This window comes from Fodinicurvata fenggangensis DSM 21160, assembly GCF_000686045.1.
Classification (GTDB): domain Bacteria; phylum Pseudomonadota; class Alphaproteobacteria; order Kiloniellales; family DSM-21159; genus Fodinicurvata; species Fodinicurvata fenggangensis.
In genome coordinates this window covers 1-6,219 of sequence record NZ_JMLV01000027.1, presented here as the reverse complement: position 1 = coordinate 6,219, position 6,219 = coordinate 1, and the positions used below count along the sequence as shown (strand labels likewise).

Genomic DNA, 6,219 nt, shown 5'->3' with positions numbered 1-6,219 from the left:
GCGTTGGCTAAGCAGGGCCGCCGCGTGCTCCTGATCGACGCGGACAAGCAAGGATCTACGACCGCGTGGGCTGGTCTACGTAATGAGCCTGCATTTCAGGTGGTCAGTATGGCACGCGAGAATATGGCTAAGGAGGCGATCCGTCTCGCGGAAAGCTATGACCACACCATTCTCGATGGTCCTCCCCATGCGGAGCAGCTCGCTCGCTCCTGCATCATTGCTTCTGATTTTGTCGCATTACCGATTGAGCCTTCTGGACTTTCAACCTGGGCCTCTAATCTGACTGTGCGTCAAGTCCAGGAAGCACAGGATTATAAGGATAACCTAAAATGTGGGTTTGTGGTTTCCCGCAAAATAGGGAAGACTGTTATAGGTAGAGATATCCGGGCAATGGCTGCTGAAACAGGCATTCCTATACTGGATGCTGAAATCGAGCAGCGGGTGGCATTTGCAGAGAGTATGACAATGGGAAACACCATTTTCGAGTGGAGCCCGGATAGCCCTGCCGCTGCAGAGATTGAACGCTTAACTGAAGAAATCCTCAGCCATGCCTAAGAAGACCTTTGCAACGGCTCCCAAGCCAAAACTATCGGACGAGCAAATCAGCGCCTATGAAACAGGAGGTGCGGGGCACGACAGCAAGAACACCTCTGACAAAGCGCACCAGGAAGCTACAGAACCAACCAAGAGGCTCAGTCTCGATTTGCCCGCGTCGCTCCACACGCGCTTTAAAACAGCTTGTAGTGCCACCGGCCGAAAAATGGGTGGCGAGCTTCAGAGATTCATAGAACAGCGAACAGCTGAGTTGGAGGACGAAGCCGGCCTAACCAGGAAATGAGTGGGGGTTAACTGAAGCTGTTCAGAAAATGTTAAAATGTGGGTATACGCATTTGTGTATCTGAGCGGCGCTCGGCCCAACTCCGGCAGAATTTGATGAAGTGCCGTTCGGGATGTTTAGGTTCAATTTCGTTCTCCCCTAACCATTTCCGCCATTCCTCTTCCAAGCGATAGATATCCCATCCAGGTGCTACCTGACGCGCATCATGAAATGCCTCTGGGTCAAGGTGACCATCCCAGGAGGGAAGGGGAACAGCTGATATCATTGAGCCACGGTTTGTGAAGATCACCATATCCTCATCTTCATCAAAGGTGACCCGATAGTCTGGCAAATGGTCGTGCTCGGCCAGGTCCCGCACCATCTGTCGGAAGCGTTTGTCGGGGCTTTGTGAGCCTGTCTTTTTGAGCAGAAGGCCGAGGGATATCTTCCAATAGTCCTGTTGACCGCAATGTTTCCGCGCCAGCTCATATATGCGGCGCTCGAGAGGTTTGCGCAGTCGGAAGTAGTCCTTGTGAAGGGTTAAGACCTCCTGTGCCTGGATCGCATTGAAAATCCATTCTGAGAGCGTGATTTCGCACCATAGCAAACGACCGTCGAGGCCGTGCTTACGGCGTATAGAAGACGATTCAATCAGGCCAAAGGTGTCTATTTGCTCTTCTTGCCCCGTGCGGATATTGGTTGAGATTGTAGTGCCGCGGATGCGCTCGAGAGCTTCTTGTAGGGCCATATAATCACGACCGGATGTGCCGCGGTTGGTGAATATCAGCAGATCGCGACTGTTGATGCGAACACGCCTGGAGACGGGCTCATTGTTCTTGAGCTTATGCATCACCTGGGAGATGCAATAGATCAGGATGTCCTTGTCGTAGATTGTCGCGAGGCCTTTCACGCTCGGTGTGACCTGCAGCCAATACCCATTGTGTTCGTAACGCCTGATATTCGTTTCGGGCTTCTTCGAGAGCGAATAGAAGGGGTGTTCCATCTGAGCCATCACATCCTTCAGGATGGCATCGGCCACATCGCAGATGAACAGGTCATGCTGCGGGTGGCGCTCGGGAAGAAGTTGCCCGCTTCGATTCGTGGTATCAGTTACCATGGGGCTATATTCGTGGTTTCAGTTACCAATCGTCAATAGCTAGTTAGATTCGTGGTTTCAGTTACCAAAGTTCGTGGTATCAGTTACCGAGATTCGTGGTATCAGTTACCGGGGACTGATTTTCTCTTATACTATTCAAGCACTTATGACAATTCATCCACAGCTTAACACAGACTCTAACACTTTATTTAACACTAGAGCACCTATGCCTACTTTGAGATGAACGATACCTGAAGTGCCTAAACGGAGCGCCCCTAACGGTGCGCACTCAATCCTTAGAATTACAAATCGGCGTGCGCCTCATCGGCGCACAAGACATAGATAAGGGCGGTTCTGATAGAGCTCAAAAGAACAAGCATCTAGCAAGATGAAAGGGCAGCGCCTTATGCTTGGCAAGGAAGCCAAGGGAAAATTTGGGGCCTGGAGTCCTCTACGGTCTCGATTGTTGATCCTCAGTAAACAACTGCAGGGAAAGAGCTGAATGTCTCTGACGTTTTCCCAAATGATGGCCGATTTGGGCTTATCCCCTTATGGACTTGCTCAGAACGTTATTTCAGTACCGGTCCCACAAGCACGGGCCTGGATTGCCGGTCAGAAGGCCCCCCCGTCGGTCGTGCGCGAGCGCATGGAGGAGATTCATACAACGATCGAGCAGCGTGCCGCCTATTTGCTGGAAATGTTGAAAGAGGCCGACGATCCCCCAGAAGGCCTAGTTCTGGCAATCTATCCCAATGACGATGACATGAAGCGCCTGGATCTCGAGTCCGGACTCTTTTTCGGCTGTCACACGCTCTATGCCCGAATGATCGAGCGGTGTGCGGAAGAGCTTCTCATGGCCGGCTATTCCATGACGGCAGTTCTGCACTGTGCAGAGGATTACTTTGACTGGTTGGGAGCGCGCACACACTCTCCTGAAGCCCGCTCCGAATATGTTGCCCAGATCGAAGATCTCCATGGCATCGAACTCCATAGACCCGAGGATATGCCCAAAGAGCCAAAACCAGGATGGTTGTTGCGCCGCCTTGGTGGGGCCAGTCGGTAGGCGCGGGATGCCGCTTCTTATTGGCCAGGGTTTAATGCACGGCGTATGGGGCGTGCTCTTACAGCTGTCCGCCTTCCTGTAAACGCTTAATCCCTGACAGTCCTTTTCTGGTACGCGCCTGGCCTGGTTACGGCCGGGTTTTTCTTTGCGCGATGTTCCACAGCATTTTCTCTTTGACCGGCCAGGGGCGGGATGCCGCATTTCGGGTGGGTCTCTCGTTTTTGGCGTTGGGTCCCATGATTTTTGCCGTGGGTCCCGACTTTTTCGGCCTGGGTCCCTCATTTTTAAGGGTGGGTCCCTTGGGTCGATAGCATTTTAGGGTTTTGGGTCCCTGCTGGCATTTGGCGTGCGTCCCTCAAATTTCTTGCTGCGTCCCTCGTTTTTCGGTGTGCGTGCCTGATTTTTAGGCCTGCGTCCCTAGCTTCCGGAGCATTTTGGCAATGTTGCGTCCTTGCATAATTTACGGGTGAACCCCCGAATTTAGCGCGTGAACCCTTTGATTTTGTGCATGAACCCCAGAATTTTGGACGTGAACCCCGGCTTTTTGGCGGTGAACCCCTGCGATTGATGGCATTTGAGCGTTTTGAACCCCGCTGTTTTCGATTTACCGCGGCTAAGTCTTTGATCTATGGTGAGCGATGTTATGAGGATTGTGGGGCAGGATACGCACTTTGTCATGACAAAATGACGGCCGGAAGGCCGAAAAGCCCGACAAGCGGGCTAGCTTGCCCCGCCGATGGTGGGGCTGCTGATAGGTGGAGATGGCATGAACAAGACAGCCAAGATCGAGTTACGAGTGACGCCGGCCGAGCGTCACATTCTGGAAGGTGCCGCCGCCGAGAACGGCAACACCTTGAGCAACTATGTTCGCCGGGCGGCACTCGACCAGGCCCAGGCCCGGCCGTTCTTTCGCCCGGATGAGATCGAGGCCTTGGACCAGGTACGCGAGCAAATCAGACGGGCCGGCGTGAACCTGAATATCCTTTTGCGCGACATGGCGGCCTATGAGAGCGGCCGTCACAAGGACGCGCCGGACTTTACCGAACTGCCCTCGATCAAGACCGACTTCAAAGCCGCGACGACCCGGTTGCGCCAGCTGCTACAGATGGACGCGTGATGCTGAATCGAGACTCTTTCGAATATGAGAAGCGCGGCCGGATCGTCAGTGAGGGCGAGAAGCACGAGCGCGCCGTAAAGGCGCGCGTGGGAAACGTCCTTAGCGCCAGTCCCGGCCGTGGCCGGTCGGCGCGGCTGTCCAGCACCGGCAAGCCGTCGAGTTCAGAGGCCGTTCTAAAGGTCATCAACTGGTCTAAGACGAAGCACAGCGCCAAAAACCAGGCGCTTTATACCGGCCGTTGCCGTGAGAGCGACGAGCAGAGCGCGCCGCTTGTGCATTACAACGAGCAGGGCGAAGCCTTGCACACCAAGGAAGAAAAGCAGGCCGAGATTGACAGCTGGAGCCTGAAAGGCGCCCAGGACAATCGTTCGGCCGCCTGGCGCAAGGCCGACGAGATGAGCCGCAGCTTGATGAACACCAATCAGGCTTTAGACAAACGCCAGTCTGCGCACCTGATCTTTTCCGTTCCGGCGAAGGCCGGGGCCAATCACCGGAACCTGGAAAAAGCCGTAGGCGACGGTTTGCAGGAGACCTTGGGCAAGGGCGGATTCCGGTATATTTACACGATCCACACCGATCATTCTGACCGGCCCCATGCCCATGTCGTCGCGAAAGCGACGGCCGAGCGTGCCCCAGGGCAGCGCGCCAAGCAGCTGCGCCTTGGGCCCGATGAATTGCAGGCCATGCGCTCGATCATGGCCGAGAAGTGCCGCGAGCGCGGAATCCATGTCACCGCCACACGGGCAGCAGATCGCGCCCAGGTTCGCGACAATCTGCGCAAGGGCGAGAAGCTACACGAGAACCGCACGCGCGGGAAAATCTGGCGCCAGAGCCGGCAAGGCCAGATTTACGAACTGAAATGCCCGAACTGGTACGAACAGCACGGCGGCGACTACGAGCGCCGCCGCCTGGCGCGCTATGCGCCAGAGCCGAAGAAGACCGAAGATCCCGCAAAGGCCGGTCAGAAGAAAGAGGGCAGGGGCTTTCTTGGGCGGTTTTTCGGGCGGAAGGAGCAGCCCGAGCCGGCCATAACCGCCCCGAAGCCGGCGGCGCAGAGCGCCGACCGGCTGGACCGGCATTTCTCGGTTACGCACAAAGACCCGGAGGCCGCGAAGCACAGCTTCGTTGCCATGTACCGGGAGAGCCCGAAACTCGCCGTCTGGTCAGCCAATAAGCACCCGGAGGCCTTCGGAGAGACGAGCGGGCGCGCCGGGCCGGCACTCAACGGCCGCGGGCTCACAAGTCTTGTGCGCAAGCTGAACACAGAGCAGGAGGAAGGGCCACAGCAGCCCCTTACGCCTGAGCAACGGTATGACCTGGTGGAGATCCGCGCGGCCGTACAGAAGGCCCAGGGTAAAGCTCAGGAGGAACGGGACGTGCAGTCGGTGAGGCGCCAGCTGGACGGCCTGGCCGAGAAGGCGAAGAACGATCCGGACATTCCCAAGGAAGACCTTGCGGCCGTGCGCGAGATCGCCGGCAAGGCCGGCGACGTTGATATGGCGAAAATCCGCGACCAGGTACTTTCCAAGCACCGTCAGCGTGGATCTCAGGACAGAGGCATTGAGCATGAGCGATAAGAACACACGCCATGGCAAGGCTGCCCAGGACCCGAATGAGGCTATTGCTGTTGAACGCCTTATCTCGGAGAGCCAAGAGTTTCCGGTTGGGGAAGGCGCGGAAGTGTGCGCCGGCCTCAAGGACGATCAATATATTATCGTTTATAGGGTCGATGATTTGCCCGAGGGTCACATGATCCGCGAGTATAGCGACGGTCGGTGTGTGTGTGTTGTTGATCCGTTCTGCGGATAGGGAACCACAGCTCGTCAGAGCAGGAATAGAGGTCGCTTTGGGGCTGGGAGATGCAGCAACAGTTAAGCCCCTGCCGTGCACGGCAGGGGCTTATAGGTAAGTAACAACTGAATAGCCTATTACTCAGTTATGTTCTCGTCCTTGTCTTCGTCGACAAGATCTCTATCACCAACAGAGCTGGTGCTTCCCATCGCGGCATTATTGTCGCCGTCCTCGACATCAATGTTCTCGGAGCCTTCGATCGAGGTGCCTCGTGGCTGCCCCCCAACGTCATTATGGTCGGTTTCCGGTGAATTGGACACGGTGTCATAGGCGGG

8 protein-coding genes are annotated in these 6,219 nt (G+C 55.9%); 6 read left to right on the top strand and 2 right to left on the bottom strand.

All coding sequences use genetic code 11. The annotated features are described in order from the left end of the window. Both parA and BP38_RS0118085 read left to right on the top strand, forming a co-directional pair. On the top strand, positions 1-555 hold a 555-nt coding region (parA, locus tag BP38_RS0118090), incomplete at its 5' end, for a ParA family partition ATPase (protein WP_026988875.1). Beyond that, positions 548-838 carry a hypothetical protein gene (locus BP38_RS0118085; protein ID WP_051609538.1) on the top strand — a complete coding sequence of 97 codons (291 nt, stop codon included), beginning with the start codon at positions 548-550 and terminating at the stop codon, positions 836-838. The genes parA and BP38_RS0118085, both read left to right, overlap by 8 nt. Before the next feature lie 31 nt (positions 839-869). Here the strand turns inward: BP38_RS0118085 and BP38_RS0118080 are convergent, their stop codons facing one another. Beyond that, positions 870-1,934, bottom strand: coding sequence for a replication initiator protein A (locus BP38_RS0118080; protein WP_026988873.1), 1,065 nt, complete (start codon positions 1,932-1,934; stop codon positions 870-872). A 481-nt stretch (positions 1,935-2,415) separates the two neighbouring features. Here BP38_RS0118080 and BP38_RS0118070 point away from each other — a divergent pair, with 481 nt between their 5' ends. The 4 genes from BP38_RS0118070 (at position 2,416) to BP38_RS0118055 (ending at position 5,902) form a co-directional block, all read left to right on the top strand. Continuing rightward, the gene (locus tag BP38_RS0118070) at positions 2,416-2,976 is read left to right on the top strand and encodes a hypothetical protein (RefSeq protein ID WP_026988872.1); all 561 of its coding nucleotides are present in this window, start codon (positions 2,416-2,418) and stop codon (positions 2,974-2,976) included. Positions 2,977-3,742: 766 nt separating this feature from the next. Then, the gene (locus tag BP38_RS0118065; protein WP_162175182.1) at positions 3,743-4,093 is read left to right on the top strand and encodes a plasmid mobilization protein; all 351 of its coding nucleotides are present in this window, start codon (positions 3,743-3,745) and stop codon (positions 4,091-4,093) included. Next, a complete protein-coding gene (locus BP38_RS0118060) occupies positions 4,093-5,670 on the top strand; it encodes a relaxase/mobilization nuclease domain-containing protein (protein WP_026988870.1) in 1,578 nt (525 codons plus the stop codon). Before BP38_RS0118065 ends, BP38_RS0118060 begins: the two co-directional genes overlap by 1 nt. After that, a complete protein-coding gene (locus tag BP38_RS0118055; RefSeq protein ID WP_026988869.1) occupies positions 5,660-5,902 on the top strand; it encodes a hypothetical protein in 243 nt (80 codons plus the stop codon). Before BP38_RS0118060 ends, BP38_RS0118055 begins: the two co-directional genes overlap by 11 nt. Positions 5,903-6,021: 119 nt before the next feature. On the opposite strand, the gene BP38_RS23050 is transcribed toward BP38_RS0118055, so the two are convergent. Further along, the coding region (locus tag BP38_RS23050) for a hypothetical protein (protein WP_035725945.1) at positions 6,022-6,219 on the bottom strand (198 nt) is incomplete at its 5' end.

Excerpts from the sequence above, each read along its gene's own strand:
- BP38_RS0118060 (WP_026988870.1), top strand. The coding sequence starts at position 4,093 with ATGCTGAATCGAGACTCTTTCGAATATGAGAAGCGCGGCCGGATCGTC.
- BP38_RS0118055 (WP_026988869.1), top strand. The coding sequence starts at position 5,660 with ATGAGCGATAAGAACACACGCCATGGCAAGGCTGCCCAGGACCCGAAT.
- BP38_RS0118080 (WP_026988873.1), bottom strand. The coding sequence starts at position 1,934 with ATGGTAACTGATACCACGAATCGAAGCGGGCAACTTCTTCCCGAGCGC.
- BP38_RS0118085 (WP_051609538.1), top strand. The coding sequence starts at position 548 with ATGCCTAAGAAGACCTTTGCAACGGCTCCCAAGCCAAAACTATCGGAC.
- BP38_RS0118070 (WP_026988872.1), top strand. The coding sequence starts at position 2,416 with ATGTCTCTGACGTTTTCCCAAATGATGGCCGATTTGGGCTTATCCCCT.
- BP38_RS0118065 (WP_162175182.1), top strand. The coding sequence starts at position 3,743 with ATGAACAAGACAGCCAAGATCGAGTTACGAGTGACGCCGGCCGAGCGT.